The organism is Achromobacter sp. GD03932 (genome assembly GCF_029839485.1).
Lineage (GTDB): Bacteria > Pseudomonadota > Gammaproteobacteria > Burkholderiales > Burkholderiaceae_B > Achromobacter > Achromobacter bronchisepticus_A.
The window spans coordinates 38,716-56,903 of sequence record NZ_JAOCAT010000004.1 but is presented as its reverse complement, the minus strand read 5'-3'; the positions used below and the strand labels follow the sequence as shown (position 1 = coordinate 56,903).

Genomic DNA, 18,188 nt, shown 5'->3' with positions numbered 1-18,188 from the left:
GTTGGCGGGCGTTTTTCGTTACAGCCCTCGTTCTCTGGTGGTCCCAGAGGCGGGGGCTTTTCACTTGAGAGCCATGGCCACGAAACCAACTAGCGCGAATCCTCCCGCCGCTGGTGGGGGAGTCGCGTCCGCGCCCGGAAAAGTACCGGGGAATACCGGGAATCTCCGGCGTGGTGGTGGTCGTCCCAAGGGCGTCCCGAACAAGGCAACGGCCGAGATCAAGGCGCTGGCCCAGGTGCATGGGCCCGACGCAATCGCCACGCTGGTGAAGATCATGCAGGGCGCGAAGCAGCCGTCAGCCTCGCGCGTGGCCGCCGCCAAGGAGCTTCTGGACCGCGCTTATGGCAAGTCCGTCCAGCCCATCGAAGGTTCCGGAGATCCGGACAAGCCCATCAACATGGCGCTGCGAATCGCCTTCCGGCGCCCTGGAGACTGACATGGGCGCCCGCGACCTGCCGCTGCTGGAGTTCCCCGAAAAGCTGCAATGCCTTTTCGAGCCAGCCCGGTACAAGGTCGCCCACGGCGGGCGCGGCTCGGCCAAGTCCTGGTCGTTCGCCCGAGCACTGCTGGCTCTTGGCGCCCAGCGCAAGCTACGCATCCTGTGCACGCGCGAGGTCCAGAAGTCCATCAAGGACTCGGTCCACAAGCTGCTGTCGGACCAGATCGAGGCCATCGGCCTGGGCTGGTTCTACCAGATCCAGAACAACGAGATCCGCGGCGCCAACGGTACGGAATTCCTGTTTGCCGGCCTGGCCGACCACACCGTTGAGTCCATCAAGTCCTACGAGGGCGTGGACGTTGTGTGGGTGGAAGAGGCCCACAAGGTCAGCAAGCGCTCGTGGGACATCCTGATCCCCACCATCCGCAAGGAAGGGTCGGAAATCTGGATCTCGCTCAATCCTGAGCTGGAGACGGACGAGACCTACAGCCGGTTCGTGATCGACCCGCCGGCCAACGCCGTGGTGGTGCAGATCAACTACTCGGACAATCCCTGGTTCCCGGCTGTGTTGGAGCAGGAGCGCGTGGACTGCCTGCGCCGCGACCCCAAGGGGTACCCGCAGATCTGGGAAGGCAAGTGCTTGCCGGCCGTGGCCGGCGCCATCTACTACGACGAGATCCAGGCCGCGCAGGAAGAAGGCCGCATTGCCCGCGTGCCCTACGACCCGATGCTCAAGGCGCATGTGATCTTCGACCTGGGATGGAACGATGCCATGTTCGTCTCGATCGTGCAGCGCGTGCGCTCGGAGCTGCGGGTCATCGAGAGCATGGAAGACAGCCACAAGACCCTAGACTGGTGGTCGGCCGAGCTGCGCAAGAAGAATCTGAATTGGGGCACGGTGTTCCTGCCCCACGACGGCGAGCACCGCGATTTCAAGACGGCCAAGAGCGCCAAGGAAATCATGGAGGCCATGGGCTGGACTGTGAAGATCACGCCCAACCTGAAGGTTGAAGAGGGCATACGCCTGACCCGCATGGCCTTCCCCCAGATGGCGTTCGACAAGGACAAGGCCGCGCGCATCGTCCAGTGCGCCAAGCGCTACCGCCGCAGCGTCAACCAGCAGACCAATGAGCCCGGCGCGCCGCTTCATGACGAATGGAGCCACGGCGCCGACAACCTGCGCTACGTGGCGATCAACGCCGAGCAGATGACCAACGAGAACTGGGGCGGGGAGATCAACTATCCGTCCCTCGGAACCTTCTGATGCCCAAGCTTGCCGACGACACCTTCGAAAAGATCCTGGACAGCCAGATCAATGAGGCCGCCCAGTGGCAGGAGGAGCAATTCCGCGACGAGCGCGCGCGCAACTACCGCTACTACCTGGGCGAGGCCACGCCGGGCCCTGCTGGCCGGTCGCAGGCCGTCTCGTGGGACGTCTACGAGACGATCGAGTCCGCGCTGCCTGACCTGATCGAGATCTTCCTGTCTGGGGAGAACGTGGGCGAGTTCGAACCCGTGGGCGTCGAGGACGAGGCGTTTGCCGAGCAGGCCACGGACTACATCAACTACATCCTGCTCAAGCAGAACCCCGGGTTCCTGATCTTCAATACCTGGATCAAGGATGCGCTGCTGTCCAAAATCGGCATCGTGCGCGCGTACTGGGCCGAGAACGAGAAGGTGACGGTCAAGGAGTACAAGGCCATCGACGAGGACCAGCTGACGATGTTGCTGGACCAGGATGATGCCGAGGTGAGGGAGCGCACCACCTATGACGATCCGGAGGAACTGAAGGCCAGGGAGCAGGCGCGCGACGCGCTGAACACTCTGGCTCCGGACGTGCGCGCGCAGGTCGAGGCGGTGCTGGCAATGCCGGTGCGCCAGCTTCTGGACGTCACGATCCAGACCACTCGCAAGAAGGGCCGGATCTACATCGACAACGTCCAGCCGGAGAACTTCATTTGCACGCCGCGCGCCAAGACGTTGGCCGCCGCGGACATCCAGGGCGAAATGAAGTCCATGTCGCGTTCGGACATGCGCGAGGCTGGCTATCCGAAGGACCTCGTGGCCAAGGTCCAATCCTTCGATTCGATCATCGACCAAAGCAGCGGCGTGGCCCAGGAGGCCAACGGCGAAACCGGCTACCCGCAGCAACAGTACGACTCGCCCGACGATTCCACCGAGGAGGTCGTGGTATTCGACGGGTTCATCCGCCTGGACTACGACGGCGACGGCATCGCCGAGTGGCGCCGGGTCGTGCGCGGCGGCAACTGCACGCTCGTCAATGAGGAATCCGAAGGCCCCGATTTCGTGGTCATGTCGCCCATCCTGATTCCGCACAGGCTCATAGGTATGGCCCTGGCGGACTCGGTGGCGCCGATCCAGGACACCAGTACCGCACTGCAGCGGCAATACATCGACTCGCTGATGCTGGCCAACAACCCGCGCACGGAAGTTCTGGATGGCCAGGTCAACCTGGACGATCTGCTGAACAACCGGATCGGCGGCATCGTCCGCGTCAAGACCAAGGGCGCGGCGTCGCCGCTTCTCACGACCAACGTGGCGGACTCGGCCCTGCAGGGCATCGAGTTCATGGACAGCCGGCGCGAGGCCCGCACGGGCATCACCCGCTACAACCAGGGCCTGGACGCCGACAGCCTCAACAAGACCGCCACGGGCGTCTCGAAGATCATGAGCGCCGGTGACCGCCGCAAGCTGATGATGGCCCGCATCATGGCGGAAACGGGCGTGAAGGACCTCTTCCGCCTGCTGCTGCGCCTGGTCACGGACAACCAGGACAAGCCCGCCACGATCCGCCTGCGCAATGAGTGGGTGCAGGTCGATCCTTCGCCCTGGTCGCCGGAAATGGACGTGACCATCGAGACGGGGCAGGGCGCGGGCGACAAGTCGCAGACCATCGCCATCCTGCAGGGCATCCTGGACGTGCAGAAGGAGGCCATGGCGGCCGGCGCTCCCGTGGCCACCTGGAACAACGTCTACAACACGCTGGCGCAGATCGTGAAGCTGGCGGGCCTGAAATCGGTGGCCAAGTACTTCACCGACCCGGGCAACGCCGAGCAGCAGCCGCAAGGTGACCAAGGCCAAGACAGCCCCGAAACGGCTCTGGCGCAGGCCCAGGTGAAGGCCGCTGAACTGGACCTGCAGGGCAAGCAGATGCAGATCGAGGCCGACACGCAGGCCAAGCAGGCTGACGTTGAAATCGAGAAGGTCAAGCTGCAGCAGGCCCAGGTGCAGCTTGCCATCAAGCAGGAAGAGCTGCGTCTGAAGCAGGCAGACCTGGCGATCAAGGAGCAGGACCTGCGCCTGAAGGCCGCCCAGGCCGCCGCGGATACCGAGCTGAAGACCCGCGAGCAGGACCGCAAGGACATCGAAACCGCCGCCGGCTTGGTGGCTCCCGTGGGAATCCCCGTATGAGCGAACTGACCCAGGCCCAGCACCAGGAGCTGGACCGCGCCAACCGCGCGGCGGCGATTACCCAGGACCCTATCGTCGTGGCCGCGATCGCCCGGCTGGGCGAGGACATCTTCGAGGTCTGGAAGGATCCGAAGCTGAACGCGGAGCAGCGCGAAGAGTTGCACCGCATGCACCGGACGCTGGAGCGGTTCGTCGGCTTGCTGGATGCCTATGTCATGGGCGGTGCTGAACCACGTCACATCCTGGGCTTGCCCGCCCCTGAGAAGTCATTCTTCCAACGAATCAAGGAGTACTTCAATGGCCAAAAAGGCTGAACCCAAGAACGTGCCCGTGCCGCCGGCCCCAGTGCCTGCCGCGCTGGCAGAACCGGCTGCCGCGCCTGCGCCCGCCGCGCCGCTGGACGACCTGCCGGCGTTCATCCGCAAGCACGAGGACGCGGCCGCGCGCCGCGGTGCCGATCGGGGTGAGCAGATCGTGGTGGTGGAGATCAGCCACCCGGCAGCCGACGAGGCCCAGCGCATCTTCAGCGGCCGCGACGGTGGCATCCGCATGTCGCGCGGTGATCCTGGCGCGGTCTACAGCGACGGATCGAAGCACACCGCACCGTGAACCCTTTTCTGGGCCTGCTGCCAGCCCCTGATGGCAGCCGTAAGAAAGACCAACCGAATAGCCGCCTCGTGCGGCTTTTTTGTTGCTCGGAGTCAAACCTTATAGGGATGTGAGCCATGTCTGAATTCACCCTGGAAAGCCTTGCCGCCACGCTGTCCGCCGAACCCGAGAGGGAAGAAGCGCGCGACGACGAAAACGCCCAACCCGAAGGGGAGGCGCAAAACGACGAGCAGGAGAGCGTCGGCGAGGAGCAGGAAACCGCAGAAACCGAGGGCGCCGAAACGGAGGAATCCGAAGACGGCGAGGACGATCAACCGAACCCGGAATCGTCGCAGGACCCCGTGCACAAGTGGAAAACTGCCGATGGTGCCGAGTACGAGGTTCCCGAGAGCGATCTTCGGGCGGGTTACATGCGTGCGCAGGATTACACGCAGAAAACCCAGACCTTGGCCAAGGAGCGTGAGCAGGCGGAAAGCGAAATCCAGAAGCGAGCCCAGCAGTCCGTCCAGACCATGAACCTGTACGGCGAGAAGCTTGGCGAATTGCACCTCGTGCGCACCACCGTGGCTCATCTGGAGTCTGTTTTGCAGCAGACCAACCGCGAAGATGACCCGGCCAAGTACGCCGCGGTGCAGTCCGACCTGCTCCGAGCCCAGCAGCAGGGGCGTGAACTGGCCGGCGTGCTCTCGCAAGCGAACCAGCTGATGCAGGAACAGCAGGCCGAACAGACGAAGAAGGCGCAAGGCGAAACCGCCAAGCTCCTGGCGGCTGAAATGCCGGATTTCAACGCCCGTCTGCCGGTATGGAACAAGCACGCGACCGAAACCTACGGCTTTTCCCCCCAGGAACTGGCCCAGGTGACTGATCCGCGCATCTTCCGCCTGCTGGACGACGCCACCCGGTTTCGTGACCTGCAGAACCGCAAGCCCGAGGCGGTGAAAAAGGCCCAGGCGGCGCCGCAGAAACCTGCGCGCCAAACCCGGTCTGTGCCGCCCACTTCCATCGACAAGGCCGCCAAGCGCCACGAAGCCCAGCGGGATGTGCATTCCCTGGCCGCGCTGCTGGCCGCACGCAATAGGACCTGAAATCATGGCAAAACTCGCAAACTCTTTCGCCACCTTCGACGCCGTGGGCGACAAGGAAGAGGTGGACGATCAGATTTACCGCACCAGCCCGGAAGAAACGCCGTTTATCTCGGCCATTGGCCGCGGCAAGGCGACGTCCACGAACCCGGAATGGCAGACCGACGCGCTCGAAGCCCCCACCAATAACAAGGTGGTCCAGGGCAACGAGCCGACGCCTGCCGCGCTCACGCCCACGGTGATGCTCAGCAACCGCACCCAGATCTCGGAAAAGACCTACGCGGTCACCGAGACCCAGGAAGCGGTGGGCAAGTATGGCCGCTCGTCGGAAGTGGCGTATCAGGACGCCAAGAAGATGCTCGAAGTCAAGCGAGACATCGAATTCGCGGCCCTGCAGAACTCCACGGCCATCGCGGCGGCCGCAGCCACGGCACCGCAGGCGCGCGGCGTGCTGGGCTTCATCTACGGCAATACCAGCTTTGGCGCCGGTGGTGCCGATCCCGACCCGGTCGCGAACACCGCGCCGACTGACGGCACGCAGCGAGCTTTCACCGAGGCCCTGCTGAACGAGGCGGCCACCAAGGCCTGGAATAACGGCGCGAAGGCCAACCTTTCGCTGTACATCCCGTCCGCGCAGCGTGCGGTGTTCTCGGGTTTCGACGTGAACTCCACCAAGTTCACGCTGACCAAGGACACGACGCTCAACGCGACCATCGACGTCTACCGCGGCGACTTCGGGATCTACAAGGTGGTGAACAGCCGCTACCAGCGTCAGCGCGAAGTCTTCGGCATCGATACCTCCATGTGGAAGCAGCGCATCCTGCGTCCCATGAAGGCCATCGACCTGGCCAAGACGGGCGACAACCGCAAGCGCATGGTGAACACCGAATGGACGCTGCAGTGTGAAGCGCCGCTCGGCAACTTCGCCATCCGCGATCTGACCACGGCGTAATCGCCACTGCGAAGGAGACGGCCCGGGGAAACCCGGGCCAAACACCCATGCCCAGTAAAGAAACGATTACCCAAGAGGCGCTCAAGTGCCTGCTGGACTATTGCCCCGATACAGGGGTCTTCCGCTGGAAGGAAAAGGTGAGTCGGCGCGTCGTGGTGGGATCTCCGGCCGGCACAGTGTCGAAGAAGGGTTATGTGCGGATCATCATTCGTGGACGAAATTATGCGGCCCATCGCCTCGCTTTCCTCTACATGCAAGGGGCGTGGCCGGAGGATCAGGTGGACCACATCAACCGGGTCACGTCGGACAACCGTTGGGCGAATCTGCGGCCGGTGAGCAACCGTCAGAATCAGTTCAACAAAGGAATCGTCGAAGGTGTGCTTCGGCGAACCGGGGTGCTTTGGAACAAGCAGAAAAGGAAGTGGCGGGCCTCCATACGGTCTGATCGGGTGCTGAAGCATCTCGGCTACTTCGATGACTTCGATTTGGCTGTAAAGGCGCGGGTGTCCGCCGAGCATAAATACTTCGCAATCGGGTGAACACATGAGCGCACGAATCCTAACCGCTGAGCGCGGCAGAGTGACCCGGTTCCTGGAGGCGGACGGTCGCTACGGCATCGAGACGACGGCCGACGTCGAACCCGTGCTGGAGCATGCCAAGGCGCTTCACAACGAAGGGCGGCAGCATGCCCCCAACGGGGACCAGCACTTGGCGCGCATTCCCATTGTCGTGCTGAACGCTTGGGCGCAGCGCCGCGGCGTGACCTATCAGGACGTCATGAACAACGTCAGGCTGCTGGAAGAGTTCCTGCGCGACCCTGACAACGGCGATTTCCGCGTGCACAAGGGTGATCTATGAGCTTCGACAGCTACGGCACGCTGGTGACCTCTATCGCAGGCTGGATCAAGCGCAAGGACCAGCAGACGCGCATCCCCGACTTCATCGCGCTGTTCGAAGCCCGCGCGAATCGCGTCCTGCGCACGTCGAGCCAGCGCAAGTCCGTGGCGCTGACAGACTACGGCGGCGGTGCTGTTCTGCCGGCCGATTTCCTCGAACTGATCTCCGTCGACGACACGAAGAAAGAGCTTCGGCTGATGACGACGATCCAGTATGGCCCGTCGCAGATGGAAAGCGGGTTCTATGCCATTGAGGGCGGAATGCTCCGGGTCTCGGGCACGACCGACACGGTGAATGTCCGGTACTACGCCAAGATTCCGCCGCTTAACGCGTCGAACCAGACCAATTGGGTTTTGGCATCCCACCCCGACGCGTACCTTTTCGGGGCTCTTACCGAGGCCGAGCCTTACCTGCTGAACGACGCGCGCATGGATCTGTGGAAGTCGCGCTGCGACACCGCCATCCAGGCCATTCAGCTGGCCGACGACCAGGCCCGATTCTCGGGCGATGCGCTGGCCCTTCAGATTGCGAGGAAATAATGGCCGTCGAAGACACCAAGTACATCATGGGCCTGGATGCGACCAAGCCCACAGGCAGCTCTCCCAAGTCCGAGGGCGACGACAACCTGCGCCTGCTCAAGACCGTTATCCAGAACTCGTTCCCGGGCTTTACAGGTCCGGTGATGGTTGCGGCAACCGAAGCTCAAGGGGCGACCGCGAATGATTTTGTGGTGACCTCGTATGCTCCCGCGCCCGCCAACTATTTCCCCTACATGACGGTGGCGTTCATCGCCGCCCACGCAAACACTGGTGCGTCGACGTTGCGCATCGGTGGGCTGGAAGCCAGGCCCTTCATTTATCCGGATGGCAGCGCTTTGAGGGCGAACGCCGTGGCCGCCGGGAGCTGGGTGGTGGTGGGCTTCGATGGCGGGAACTTCCGCTTGATCGGCGGCGGGAACGCACAGGCGATCTACGACTACATCGAGCAGGTCCAGTTCGAGTCAGCGCTGCCCGGCATGGCCTCCCAAGGGGGAAAGTTCCTGTCGACGGACGGGACCAGCGCGCTATGGAAGGCTGCGCTTCCTGTCTATGGCGCCACGCCTACGGCCAATGAGGGCCCGGTTTACCGTTCGGGCATCGGCCCGATGGAGTGGCAGGGCTCCGGCTACGCCCAGGTGATCACGAAGGTCAGTATCGGCCTCGGGAACGTCGACAACACGAGCGATGCGGCAAAGCCCATCAGCACAGCCACCCAGAGCGCGCTCAATGCTAAGGCGAATCTCAGCGGCGCGGCGTTCTCAGGCGGTGTACAGGCGACGGTGCTGACCTCCCAGGGGGCCGTGAATGCTGGGCTCGGAAGTGCCGTCCTTGAGGCCGATGGGAACGTCTTCGGCAGTATTTGGGGCGGTTACCTGAGCAACTATCTGACCTCGCAGTTGGCCACCAAGCAGGCAGTGGGGCAGTACGTGCGTGTGGCGCCGGGCGACCCGAACCAGATCTACCTGTTTACGAGTGGGACCAGGGTCACGATCCAGGTTGGCGCAATCGACTATGGGCAGATCTGGACGACCAACAACTTCGACCCCAACACGAAGAAGAACGTCGGCAACTATGTCAGGGACGGCAGCGGCAGCGAGCGCATCACGCTCACGTGGACCGGGAGCAAGGTCAACGTGCTGGTGGATGGGCATTATCTTGGTTCGATAACCCTGGCGCCTTGATCATGCCGAAGATCAATTTCCAGAACATGGGGGCCGGCCTGAATCTCGATGGCTTCCCCAATGAGCTTGCCCCCAGCGAATGGTCGGGCGGTCAGAATATTCGCTTCCGGGACGGCTACGCGGAGAAGTCCCAGGGCGAGGTGCGAGTCCACGGCGATCTGCTGGCCGCGCCGTATGGGCTATTCCCCACGCAGGGGATCGCTGGCCGGTACTGGGTCTACGCCGGATTGCAGACGCTCAGCGCGGTGGAAAACGACACCCATACAGACATTACGCGAGCGGCCGGCCTGTACACGGGCACCGTGGACAATCGCTGGAATGGCGGCGTCCTGTCTGGCGTGCTGGTGGTGAACAACGGCAAGGACGTTCCGCAGTTCTGGGGCGGCAATCCGGCGGTCAAGGCGGCCGACCTAACGGCATGGCCTCCCACGTTGCGCGCCAAGGTAATCCGACCGTTCCGCAATTTCCTGTTCGCGCTGAATCTGACCGACAACGGCGCGCAGCGTCCCTACGCGTTGCGCTGGTCGCATCCTGCCGACCCTGGAACACTGCCCGTATCCTGGGACATCGCCGACCCCACCAAGGATGCGGGCGAGTTCGATCTTGCCGACACCAGCGACGTCATCGTGGACGCTGTGCCGCTTGGCCAGGCTCTGATTGTCTACAAAGAGAACAGCATCTGGCAGATGGACTATGTGGGGTCGCCCTACATCTGGTCCGCCAAACCTGTCGTGAGCGGCGTGGGCCTGCTGGCCCAGGATTGCGTCGTCCCACACCCTGGCGGCCACATCGTGCTGACCCAGGGTGACGTCGTGAACTTCGACGGGTCGACCGCGCAGTCGGTGGCCGATGGGCGTGTGAGGCGTTGGCTCTTCGACAACCTGAACGCCGATATGTACCAGCGCTCGTTCGCCGTGGGGAACTATCGCCGGAACGAGGCGTGGATTTGCGTGCCGCGCACAGGATCGGACTGGCCCGACACCGCGCTGATTTTCAACTGGAAGGACGCCACCTGGGCGATTCGAGACCTCGCGCAAGCTTCGGCCGGCGCCTCCGGCACCATCGTTTACGACCTCGGGAACTCGTGGGACGCAGACCCTGATCCCTGGGACACGGACGATACCTCCTGGAATCAGTACGAATACACGCAGGCCTCGCCGCGGCTGATGCTCGCGTCCGCGGTAAGCCAGCGGCTCGTGCTTGTCGACACCGGCAAGACGTTCCAGGGCACCGCCATGGTCAGCCGCTTCGAGAAGACCGGCATGTCCTTCGATGCGCCGGAAAGGATCAAGTACTGCAAGAGCGTGCGGCCGCGCATTGAAGCGCAGAGCGGCACGACCATCGATATCTACGTTGGCGCTCAAGAAGACCTGGAAAACGCAGTGGAATGGTCGGGGCCGGTCCCGTTCGTGGTTGGGCAAGATCTGAGCGCCGATATCGAGGTTTCCGGCCGCTATCTATCCGTCCGCTTCGAGAGCAGCGGCATCGTGTCCTGGCGCATGAAGCAGTTCGATATCGACGTCACCGTCCTGGGGGGCTATTGATGGCCTACGAACCCGGGGTGGCTCCTGCATCCTACGACGGGGAATTCCTGCGGCGGGAACTGCAGAAGATCCGTGAGGCGATGGCCGCGCCTGTCCCATTCGATTATCTGGAGCAGTTGCACGTCGAGCCGGCAAAGCCGCGGGAAGGGATGGTGGTGCTTGCGGATGGGGCGGACTGGAACCCTGGCTATGGGCCTGGCTTCTATGGGTTCACTCAGGGCAAATGGGTGCCAATCACCACGCCATCGTCCGGGATGGACGCGGGACAGATTGCCTGGTTCGCTGGCCTGACTGTCGCGCCAATCGGGTATGTGGAGGCAAACGGCGCGGCGCTGTCGCGCATTGCATACGCGCGCCTGTTCTCCGTGATAGGCACAACGTTCGGCGCGGGCGATGGCAGCACCACATTCAACGTTCCGGACTTCCGCGGGGTGTTCGTCCGGGGTTGGGACCATGGACGCGGGATCGACCCAGGGCGCGCTGCTGGCTCATTCCAGGAGGATGCCTTCCAGGGCCACTACCACATCCCCGTGAACAACTCGGCGGGCGGCTCCACTCCGGTCAACCTCATCGACACATCGGTCGGGAACGTGGGGGGGACTGCGCAATCGCCTCTGATCGGCACGTCGGTGGGCTCGCCCGCGTCTGACGGCGTGCATGGCGTGCCGCGGTTGGCGGCAGAAACCCGGCCCTACAACGCCGCTCTGCTGGTGGCGATCAAGTACTGACCATGGAAAAAATCGTCTCGCAGCTAGACGGCGAAGGGTACTTCCTCGCCGCGGTCGAGGCTGTCCGCTCGCCATTGGAGCCCCGGCAATGGCTCATTCCCATGGGCGCCGTTGACGTGGAGCCGCCGATTCAGGAACAGGGGAAACGGTACCGCCTGGACGAGAGCGATTCCTGGGTCGAGGAAGATGCGCCGCCGCCTCCCCAGCACCCGGAAGTAATCCCCCCGCCGGCGATCCCGCAATCCGTCACGCGGTTTCAGGCGCGCGCGGCGCTGGTCGAGGCGGGCCTGCTTGAAGCGGTCAACGCTTATTTCTCGGCGTTGCCCGATGACGACCTGAACAAATTGGCATGGCAGGAGGCCCCGACCGTGCGACGCGACAGCGATGCAACTCGTGTGGCCGCCGACGCGCTCGGCATCACGGTCGAGCAGATGGATGCCCTTTTTGTACGGGCGGGAGCTTTCTGATGGCAGACATATTCATCCGCGGCATCCAATCGGCGGACGTCGGGGCCATGTGGCCCACGGTGTCGGGCTGGATCCAGGACGCACTGGAAGCCGGCCATTCCCTGGAATCAATCGACGACGTGCGCGAGCAGATCGAGGCGCAGGACTACCAGCTTTGGGTTGTGTATTCGCCCGAGCCCGTGGCGGCCTTCGTGACACGCATAGCCACTGGTGAGCTCGGTTCGGCTCTTGTCGCCGTATGCCTGGGCGGCCAGGGCATGGACCACTGGCTGTTCGCAGTAGAGGACGTCATCACGCGGTTTGCCCGCGACAAGGGCTGCAAACGGGTCTGCCTACATGGGCGCCGCGGTTGGACGCGGCAGCTCGCCAGCTATGGCTGGGCAGAAGAATCTGTAAACGTGACAAAGGAACTGTAATGGGCAAAGGCGGCGGAAGCAGCAGCGGCACGCAAACCACGAAATCTGAGCCGTGGGAAGGGGTTCAGGACTATCTGACCGGCGTCGGGGGTAAGACCACGCGCACGCTCAAGCCAGGCGCAAAGCCGATTGCGGCGGCCACGGAAGGTCGTTGGGTCTATGACGGCAATGGCGAGTCGACGAATGGCCATTGGCAAGCCGGTACCCCCGCGCAGTACGCGGACAGCGACTACATCACTACGACGACCGGGGGCACGCCGGGCATCTATGGCGAGGCTGCGAGGCTCTACCAGAACGGCGGCTGGACGCCGGGGATGCAGGGCGTCACGGACCAGTGGTTGGACGCGCTGAAAGGGCGCAGCGGCGTCGATCCGAAGTACGCACAGAGTGTGCTTGGCATGGGCGACACGCTCTTGTCTGGCCAGGGGTCTCAAGTGGATCTTGCTGGCGCGCGCGCCGCGCAAGGTGCTCTGGACCCCACGGCGGCGCTGCAGCAGTTGCTTTCGGGCCAGGTCAACAATCCGTATCTGGACGACCAGATTTCGGCGCTGGGCAAGGATCTGTCCAGCAACTTCCTGGAGAACGTCGCGCCCGGGATGCGTTCCGGCGCGGTTGCAGCCGGCGGCTTCGGCGGGTCTCGCCAGGGCATTGTGGAGGGGCTTGGTGCCCAGGGAGTGAGCGACGCGCTCGGTACGCAGGCGGCCAACCTGCGCGGCGCGGCCTTCGAGAACGCCCAGAATCGGATGCAGCAGGTGGCGACGGGCTTGAACGACCAGGCCGCCGCGGTCGCGCAGAACAACGTCAACAACCGGCTGAACTACGCCAACATGGGGGCCAACCTGATAGGCCAGGGTTCAACGCTCCAGGCCTCCAATCAGGCCGCCGAGGATGCGCGGTATCAGCAAATGCTGTCGTTGCTGGGGGCCGGTGACGCCTACAACTGGAGCAACCTCGGCAACTATGCGTCGATCGTATCGCCGGGCGCCGGCATCGGTGGCACCAGCACGCTGTCAGGTGGCGGCAGTAACCCGATAGCGGGTGGTCTTGGCGGCGCGCTGGCGGGCGGCGCGATTGGCAATAGCCTTGGGGCTGGAATGGGCGGCTATGGCGCGGCCATCGGCGGCGGCCTCGGCCTCTTGAGCGCACTGTGAGGTAACTATGGCTTCGACATTGAACCCCGGATTGCTTCAGTCACTGGCAACGTCTGGCCAGCAGGCGGACGCCGCGCGCCGGCAGCGAGAAATGTTGCTCGCACAGCAGGCCCAGCAGCAGGAGCAACAGCGTCAGCAGCAGCAAAGCTCCCTGAACCCGAACATGCTGCGGCAGTTCATGCCGCAGACCGGCGGAAACACGGCGCTGGGTTCCACAGAAGGTATGACGGGCGCGTGGGGCCCCGTGGGCGGTGGTGGTCTTGGTGGCCTTGGTGGGCTGACCGTATCGCCAGCGTTCATCGGCGGCGGCACGGCGACGTCCGGACTGGGGGCCGGCGGTACGCTCGGCGCCTTCGCCCAGGGCGGCTCCAGCGCTGGCGGGCTCGGTGGGCTGGGCGGCGCTTCGGCCGCGGGCAGCGGCAGCGGTGCGGCGAGCGGCCTTGCGGCAGCGGGCCCCTGGGCAGCGCTCGCCGCGGCCATCATCGGCAACGAGACCTACGCCAAGAACCACGGGTATCGGCGCAGCGGTTCCGACTACTACAAGGACTTGGCGACGGGACGCGTGCTGAGCCAGGACGTGGACAACCGCTGGGCGCCGATGCTCTTCGGCAAAAACGACCGTATGGGCCTGGGCAAGGACATGTCCTTTGCTGCCGACCTGGGATCGTTCCAGTTCGGCAAGGCGTTCAAGGATCTCAAGGGCAGCTCGCTCTTTACCGGCTTCGGCCTTTTCAAGTAGAGGAAAGACATGACTCCCTACGGCGATGACAACCAGGGCGGCTTCTTCGCGGCTCTGCAAAACCCGGCAAATCAGGGATTGCTGGCGGCCGGCCTGGCGATGCTGAGCGGCGCGCGCGGTCCTAACTCGCAAGGCGCGGTCGGAACGGGTGGGCTGGCCGGCCTGCAGGCATTCCAGAACGCCCAGGCGGCCGGCGATGTGCAGTCGTACCGCCAGGCGCAGATCCGGAAGCTGCAGCAGGATGCGCGGAAGAATGACGCGGTCATGGCGTTCGTGGCCCCGTACCTGGGCGGCGCGGAACCAGGCGGCACCAGGCTGGCAGAGGTTGGCACGCCGGCGCGCGGCGCCCTGCTGGCCGGCGCTATCCCTGCCGGCAGCCCTGGGCTTCTTGGCGGTGGTGCGCAAGCTCCTTCCGCGGGCAGTCCAGGCGGCCTTGATATTTCCAACATGTCGTTGCAGCAGCTGGCGGCGCTCAAGATGGCCGGTTTGGACCTCACGGACATTTGGAAAATGTCGAAGGAAGGTTTCAAACGTCAGGCAGGAGATACCATCGAGCGGGCGGACGGGACGCGTGAGCATATTCCTAGGGCACCAGAAGGCACGCAACTGGTGTACGGACCCAATGGCCCTATGCTTCGCCAGATCCCTGGATACAGTGCTGCGAATGCAGCAGCTAAGGCGGCCGAGGCCGGGGCGGTGGCCGCTGCGCAGTATCCGTACCAAGTTGGACAGACGAATGCCGCGGCAGCAGTGCGCCCCGCGCGGTACATTGGCCCTGACGGCAACGAGTACGCAACCAACGACTTGGCGCTTGCGCAGGGCACGGCTGGAGCGCAGGGCACGCCGATGGTGGGCCGGAACCCCCTGACGCAGCAAGCCGCATCCAAGGTGAACGACGACTGGGTGACGAACAGCTACCGGCCTGCCTTGGACGACGGCAAGACTGCATCGGGGCTTGTTTCGAGCCTCCAGGCCTTCAGGGCGATTCCGCTGGAAACTGGCTGGGGGACGGAGGCGAAGGCAGCAGCTGCCAATATGCTGACCGGTCTTGGCATGGCTCCCGACGCAGTGGCCCAGTACGCCAGCGATGCACAGAAGTTCCAAGCCGTCGCCATGGAACGCCTCAACCAGACCCTTCTGGAACAGAAAGGCATGCAGACGGAGGGCGACGCCGAGCGCGCAAGCAAGACGTTTGCCCGGCTTTCGAACACGCCGCAGGCCAATCGGTTCATCGTGGATTTTGCACAGGCGCAGGCCAATCAGCGCATCCGAAAGGCGCAGTACTACGAGGCGGCGTTGCCCCTTGCGCAGCGCACGGGCGACCTGGCGCGGGTAGATCGGGAATGGCGCAAGATCCAAGGGTCTATCTGGAATGATCCGCTCCTGGCTCCGTACCGCCAGCAGGAGCAGCGGTGATGGCCGGCCCGCTCTTCGCATCGTTGGAAGACCAATACCAGCTACCGGCGGGGCTGCTGGACAGCGTTTGGGCCGCCGAGTCCGGTCGAGGCAAGAACATGCTGTCGCCGGCTGGCGCCCAGGGCCATTTCCAGTTCATGCCACCTACGGCCGAGCAGTACGGCGTCAAGGACCCCAACGACCTGACGCAATCGGCCACCGGTGCCGCGCGAATGCTGCGGGACATGATCGATCAGACGGGCGGCCTGGATACGGCGCTGGCCGCCTACAACTGGGGGATCGGCAACCTGCAGCGCCAGGGCCTTCAGAAGGCACCTGCCGAAACCCGCAACTACATCGAGAAAGTGAGCGCTGGAATGGCACAAGCAAACGATCCTTGGACCGCGCTGAATCAGCAGTTTTCACAGCAGCAACCCGCGACACAGCCTGAACAGCACGACCCGTGGGCTGCTCTGGGACAGCAGTTCGCCATGCCATCGGCCGCTGCTCCTGGTGTGGATGTGAAAGCTGCTCAAGGGGCTGAGCCGGTCAGCGGCGCGGCAACCTCTGCGCCGTATCGCGTTGATATGAGCCAGGAAGACGCGGTCCGGATCCAGGGCCAGGCGCCGCATACGGGTGTGCTCGGCGCAATAGAAGGACTTGGCGCCCGCGTCAGAAAGGCGGGAGAGGGCTTCGCGCAAGGGTTCGGCGATGTGCCTGTTGGAGTCGCCCAGGCGTCTCTGCATGACGGTCAGCGGATCTTGGGAGAAATCGACGGGCTGCTAGGGACGAGTCTGGCCGACACGGGCGCGGGAAATGTCGCCGCGCGCGATGCGGAAATTGCGCAGCGCGAGGCTGATTATCAGGCCGCAACGCCGGGCTCGTTTGCGGCAGGTGTCGGCCGGGTTGGGGGGAATCTCGCCTTTTCGGCGCTTGGCGGTGGCGGCAGAGCGCTGACCGCGCCGATTATGGTCGGCACGCAACTGGGCGCCCGAGCGCTGCCGATGGCTCCGAGGCTTGGGGGCTTGCTCGGCGCCAGCACCGGCAGCGGGCTGTTAGGCGCCGGGTATGGCGCCGTAGCGCCTGTCACTGCGGGGGACTATGACGAGCGATCTACGTCCAATATGAAGATGGGCGGCCTGCTCGGCGCTGCGACGCCGGCGCTGGGGCAGTTGGCAGGTGCCACTGGACGTTACATCGGCAACAACGTGCGGGCGGCTGTCGCGCCCTTCACGGAGAAGGGACGGGAGCAGATCGCCCGCAACATCGTAAACGAGGCGGCGTCCCGCGGTGCCCGGCGCGCGGATGCCGGTGCGCTGGTGTCAGGCTCCACGCCGACGCTGGCTGAGATTTCCGGCAACCCCGGGGTGGCCAACTTGCAGCGCACCATGCGTGACCTGAATCCGGCACCCTTCGTGGAACGCGAGGAGGCCAATGCGCTCGCGAGGATGGACGCGTTGAATGGCCTACGGGGTAGCGCGGATGACCTAGCGGCAGCTGTCACGGCGCGGGACACGGCAGCAGCCAGCGACTATCTGAGTACGCATATCGGAATCCCGGTGGCCAACACTGAATACGCCGCACTGAAGCGGACGCCTGCCTTCCAGAGTGCGTTCGCGGAAGCGGAGCGGATGGCGAAAAACTCGGGGGGGTCCGTTGAGACCAAGGTTGCGAATCGAGCGCTGGCGAATCGTGGCGGATCTATCGGAAGGCCACAAACGTACGTCTCTGGGGTGGGCTTACAGCGGATTAAGACCGCGCTGGACGACCAAATCACCGCCGCTAAACAAGCAGGAGAGCGTGCCAAAGCCGCGAACGTCCAGCAGGTCCAGGGAAAACTCCTGGCACTGATGGACCGGGAAATTCCTGGATACGCCGAGGCGCGCAGCGCGTATGCGCACGCATCCAAAGGGATCGACGCCATGCACTACTTGCAAGGGATGAACCTTACGGACGCACAAGGAAATATCACCTTGGCGAAGGTGCAAAACGCTCTAAGCGCGCTGCGGAAGACCAAACAAAAGCCCGGGCTGAACCCTGCCAAAGCCGTTACGGGTGAACAGGAAAATGCACTGATCGCAATTCGCGATGACCTTTTGCGTGCGGCGCGCGTGGGCTCTGGTCGCTCTATGGGTTCGGCCACCGCCCAGAACCTTGCCACCCAGAACATGCTCGCACAAGCGCTGCCGGGCAAGGCCGGGGCGCTGGCGGGGAAAGCGCCGGCGGGGTCGATCGGAACGGTGCTTGGTAGCGGAGCGGGTTACTTGCTGGGCGGGCCGCTAGGGGCCGCAGCAGGCGGCGCGGTTGGAGGCTCTTTGGGTCGAACGGCGTCTAGCGTGATCAACACCAACAACGAAGCGATTCAGGACGCCATCATCCGCATCCTGCTGAACGAGGGTGGTTCAGGGCTCGCGACGCTCCAAAGTGCAGCCGGTGGATCGCGACCACTCCTTGATATGGGGGGTGTTCAGAGGCTCCTGTACCCAACCGTCGATATCAGCGCCGGCCTCGGGTTGGGTAGGACTAGCGTCCCGGCGAATGGCCGGTGATCCATGCAGCCCCTCCCAGATGCCCTTTATGAAGCATCCAACGATGTAGACAAGCGGGATTAATAGGA

Annotated in this window: 19 protein-coding genes; all 19 read left to right on the top strand. The window is 64.0% G+C overall.

From position 1 onward, the window contains the following. Positions 1-73: 73 nt before the first annotated feature. The 19 genes from N5C88_RS04950 to N5C88_RS04860 all read left to right on the top strand — a co-directional run bounded on the left by N5C88_RS04950 (position 74) and on the right by N5C88_RS04860 (position 18,120). Complete coding sequence (locus tag N5C88_RS04950; protein ID WP_280014839.1) at positions 74-436, top strand: hypothetical protein; 363 nt, start codon at positions 74-76, stop codon at positions 434-436. A gap of 1 nt (position 437) precedes the next feature. Continuing rightward, complete coding sequence (locus N5C88_RS04945; RefSeq protein ID WP_280014838.1) at positions 438-1,703, top strand: PBSX family phage terminase large subunit; 1,266 nt, start codon at positions 438-440, stop codon at positions 1,701-1,703. Continuing rightward, complete coding sequence (locus N5C88_RS04940) at positions 1,703-3,871, top strand: hypothetical protein (protein WP_280014837.1); 2,169 nt, start codon at positions 1,703-1,705, stop codon at positions 3,869-3,871. The genes N5C88_RS04945 and N5C88_RS04940 overlap by 1 nt, the downstream gene beginning before the upstream one ends. Next, entirely contained in the window at positions 3,868-4,185 is a 318-nt protein-coding gene (locus N5C88_RS04935; protein WP_280014836.1) for a hypothetical protein, read from the top strand. The genes N5C88_RS04940 and N5C88_RS04935 overlap by 4 nt, the downstream gene beginning before the upstream one ends. Beyond that, positions 4,169-4,480, top strand: a complete 312-nt coding sequence (locus N5C88_RS04930; RefSeq protein ID WP_280014835.1) for a hypothetical protein — start codon at positions 4,169-4,171, stop codon at positions 4,478-4,480. The genes N5C88_RS04935 and N5C88_RS04930 overlap by 17 nt, the downstream gene beginning before the upstream one ends. A 116-nt stretch (positions 4,481-4,596) precedes the next feature. Next, the gene (locus N5C88_RS04925) at positions 4,597-5,565 is read left to right on the top strand and encodes a hypothetical protein (protein ID WP_280014833.1); all 969 of its coding nucleotides are present in this window, start codon (positions 4,597-4,599) and stop codon (positions 5,563-5,565) included. Positions 5,566-5,569: 4 nt separating this feature from the next. Next, positions 5,570-6,514, top strand: a complete 945-nt coding sequence (locus N5C88_RS04920; protein WP_280014832.1) for a DUF5309 family protein — start codon at positions 5,570-5,572, stop codon at positions 6,512-6,514. Between the two features lie 47 nt (positions 6,515-6,561). Further along, positions 6,562-7,053: an HNH endonuclease signature motif containing protein gene (locus tag N5C88_RS04915; RefSeq protein WP_280014831.1), complete on the top strand. Its 492-nt coding sequence runs from the start codon at positions 6,562-6,564 to the stop codon at positions 7,051-7,053. 40 nt (positions 7,054-7,093) lie between these two features. After that, the gene (locus N5C88_RS04910; RefSeq protein WP_280014829.1) at positions 7,094-7,372 is read left to right on the top strand and encodes a hypothetical protein; all 279 of its coding nucleotides are present in this window, start codon (positions 7,094-7,096) and stop codon (positions 7,370-7,372) included. After that, a complete protein-coding gene (locus tag N5C88_RS04905) occupies positions 7,369-7,950 on the top strand; it encodes a hypothetical protein (protein ID WP_280014828.1) in 582 nt (193 codons plus the stop codon). The genes N5C88_RS04910 and N5C88_RS04905 overlap by 4 nt, the downstream gene beginning before the upstream one ends. Beyond that, positions 7,950-9,131, top strand: coding sequence for a hypothetical protein (locus N5C88_RS04900; RefSeq protein ID WP_280014827.1), 1,182 nt, complete (start codon positions 7,950-7,952; stop codon positions 9,129-9,131). The genes N5C88_RS04905 and N5C88_RS04900 overlap by 1 nt, the downstream gene beginning before the upstream one ends. Positions 9,132-9,133: 2 nt before the next feature. Further along, positions 9,134-10,675 (top strand): hypothetical protein, encoded by a 1,542-nt coding sequence (locus N5C88_RS04895; protein WP_280014825.1) that lies wholly within the window; start codon positions 9,134-9,136, stop codon positions 10,673-10,675. Beyond that, entirely contained in the window at positions 10,675-11,403 is a 729-nt protein-coding gene (locus N5C88_RS04890) for a phage tail protein (RefSeq protein ID WP_280014823.1), read from the top strand. The genes N5C88_RS04895 and N5C88_RS04890 overlap by 1 nt, the downstream gene beginning before the upstream one ends. Before the next feature lie 2 nt (positions 11,404-11,405). After that, entirely contained in the window at positions 11,406-11,870 is a 465-nt protein-coding gene (locus N5C88_RS04885) for a hypothetical protein (protein ID WP_280014822.1), read from the top strand. After that, positions 11,870-12,286, top strand: a complete 417-nt coding sequence (locus N5C88_RS04880; protein WP_280014821.1) for a hypothetical protein — start codon at positions 11,870-11,872, stop codon at positions 12,284-12,286. Before N5C88_RS04885 ends, N5C88_RS04880 begins: the two co-directional genes overlap by 1 nt. Next, positions 12,286-13,437 (top strand): hypothetical protein, encoded by a 1,152-nt coding sequence (locus tag N5C88_RS04875; protein WP_280014819.1) that lies wholly within the window; start codon positions 12,286-12,288, stop codon positions 13,435-13,437. Before N5C88_RS04880 ends, N5C88_RS04875 begins: the two co-directional genes overlap by 1 nt. 91 nt (positions 13,438-13,528) lie before the next feature. Further along, positions 13,529-14,176: a hypothetical protein gene (locus N5C88_RS04870; protein WP_280014817.1), complete on the top strand. Its 648-nt coding sequence runs from the start codon at positions 13,529-13,531 to the stop codon at positions 14,174-14,176. Positions 14,177-14,185: 9 nt separating this feature from the next. Beyond that, positions 14,186-15,592 (top strand): hypothetical protein, encoded by a 1,407-nt coding sequence (locus N5C88_RS04865; protein WP_280014815.1) that lies wholly within the window; start codon positions 14,186-14,188, stop codon positions 15,590-15,592. Continuing rightward, positions 15,592-18,120, top strand: coding sequence for a lytic transglycosylase domain-containing protein (locus N5C88_RS04860; protein ID WP_280014813.1), 2,529 nt, complete (start codon positions 15,592-15,594; stop codon positions 18,118-18,120). The genes N5C88_RS04865 and N5C88_RS04860 overlap by 1 nt, the downstream gene beginning before the upstream one ends. Positions 18,121-18,188 lie beyond the last annotated feature (68 nt).

Coding starts and splice junctions, on each gene's coding strand:
- N5C88_RS04950 (WP_280014839.1), top strand. CDS start 74: ATGGCCACGAAACCAACTAGCGCGAATCCTCCCGCCGCTGGTGGGGGA.
- N5C88_RS04945 (WP_280014838.1), top strand. CDS start 438: ATGGGCGCCCGCGACCTGCCGCTGCTGGAGTTCCCCGAAAAGCTGCAA.
- N5C88_RS04940 (WP_280014837.1), top strand. CDS start 1,703: ATGCCCAAGCTTGCCGACGACACCTTCGAAAAGATCCTGGACAGCCAG.
- N5C88_RS04935 (WP_280014836.1), top strand. CDS start 3,868: ATGAGCGAACTGACCCAGGCCCAGCACCAGGAGCTGGACCGCGCCAAC.
- N5C88_RS04930 (WP_280014835.1), top strand. CDS start 4,169: ATGGCCAAAAAGGCTGAACCCAAGAACGTGCCCGTGCCGCCGGCCCCA.
- N5C88_RS04925 (WP_280014833.1), top strand. CDS start 4,597: ATGTCTGAATTCACCCTGGAAAGCCTTGCCGCCACGCTGTCCGCCGAA.
- N5C88_RS04920 (WP_280014832.1), top strand. CDS start 5,570: ATGGCAAAACTCGCAAACTCTTTCGCCACCTTCGACGCCGTGGGCGAC.
- N5C88_RS04915 (WP_280014831.1), top strand. CDS start 6,562: ATGCCCAGTAAAGAAACGATTACCCAAGAGGCGCTCAAGTGCCTGCTG.
- N5C88_RS04905 (WP_280014828.1), top strand. CDS start 7,369: ATGAGCTTCGACAGCTACGGCACGCTGGTGACCTCTATCGCAGGCTGG.
- N5C88_RS04900 (WP_280014827.1), top strand. CDS start 7,950: ATGGCCGTCGAAGACACCAAGTACATCATGGGCCTGGATGCGACCAAG.
- N5C88_RS04895 (WP_280014825.1), top strand. CDS start 9,134: ATGCCGAAGATCAATTTCCAGAACATGGGGGCCGGCCTGAATCTCGAT.
- N5C88_RS04890 (WP_280014823.1), top strand. CDS start 10,675: ATGGCCTACGAACCCGGGGTGGCTCCTGCATCCTACGACGGGGAATTC.
- N5C88_RS04885 (WP_280014822.1), top strand. CDS start 11,406: ATGGAAAAAATCGTCTCGCAGCTAGACGGCGAAGGGTACTTCCTCGCC.
- N5C88_RS04880 (WP_280014821.1), top strand. CDS start 11,870: ATGGCAGACATATTCATCCGCGGCATCCAATCGGCGGACGTCGGGGCC.
- N5C88_RS04875 (WP_280014819.1), top strand. CDS start 12,286: ATGGGCAAAGGCGGCGGAAGCAGCAGCGGCACGCAAACCACGAAATCT.
- N5C88_RS04870 (WP_280014817.1), top strand. CDS start 13,529: ATGTTGCTCGCACAGCAGGCCCAGCAGCAGGAGCAACAGCGTCAGCAG.
- N5C88_RS04865 (WP_280014815.1), top strand. CDS start 14,186: ATGACTCCCTACGGCGATGACAACCAGGGCGGCTTCTTCGCGGCTCTG.
- N5C88_RS04860 (WP_280014813.1), top strand. CDS start 15,592: ATGGCCGGCCCGCTCTTCGCATCGTTGGAAGACCAATACCAGCTACCG.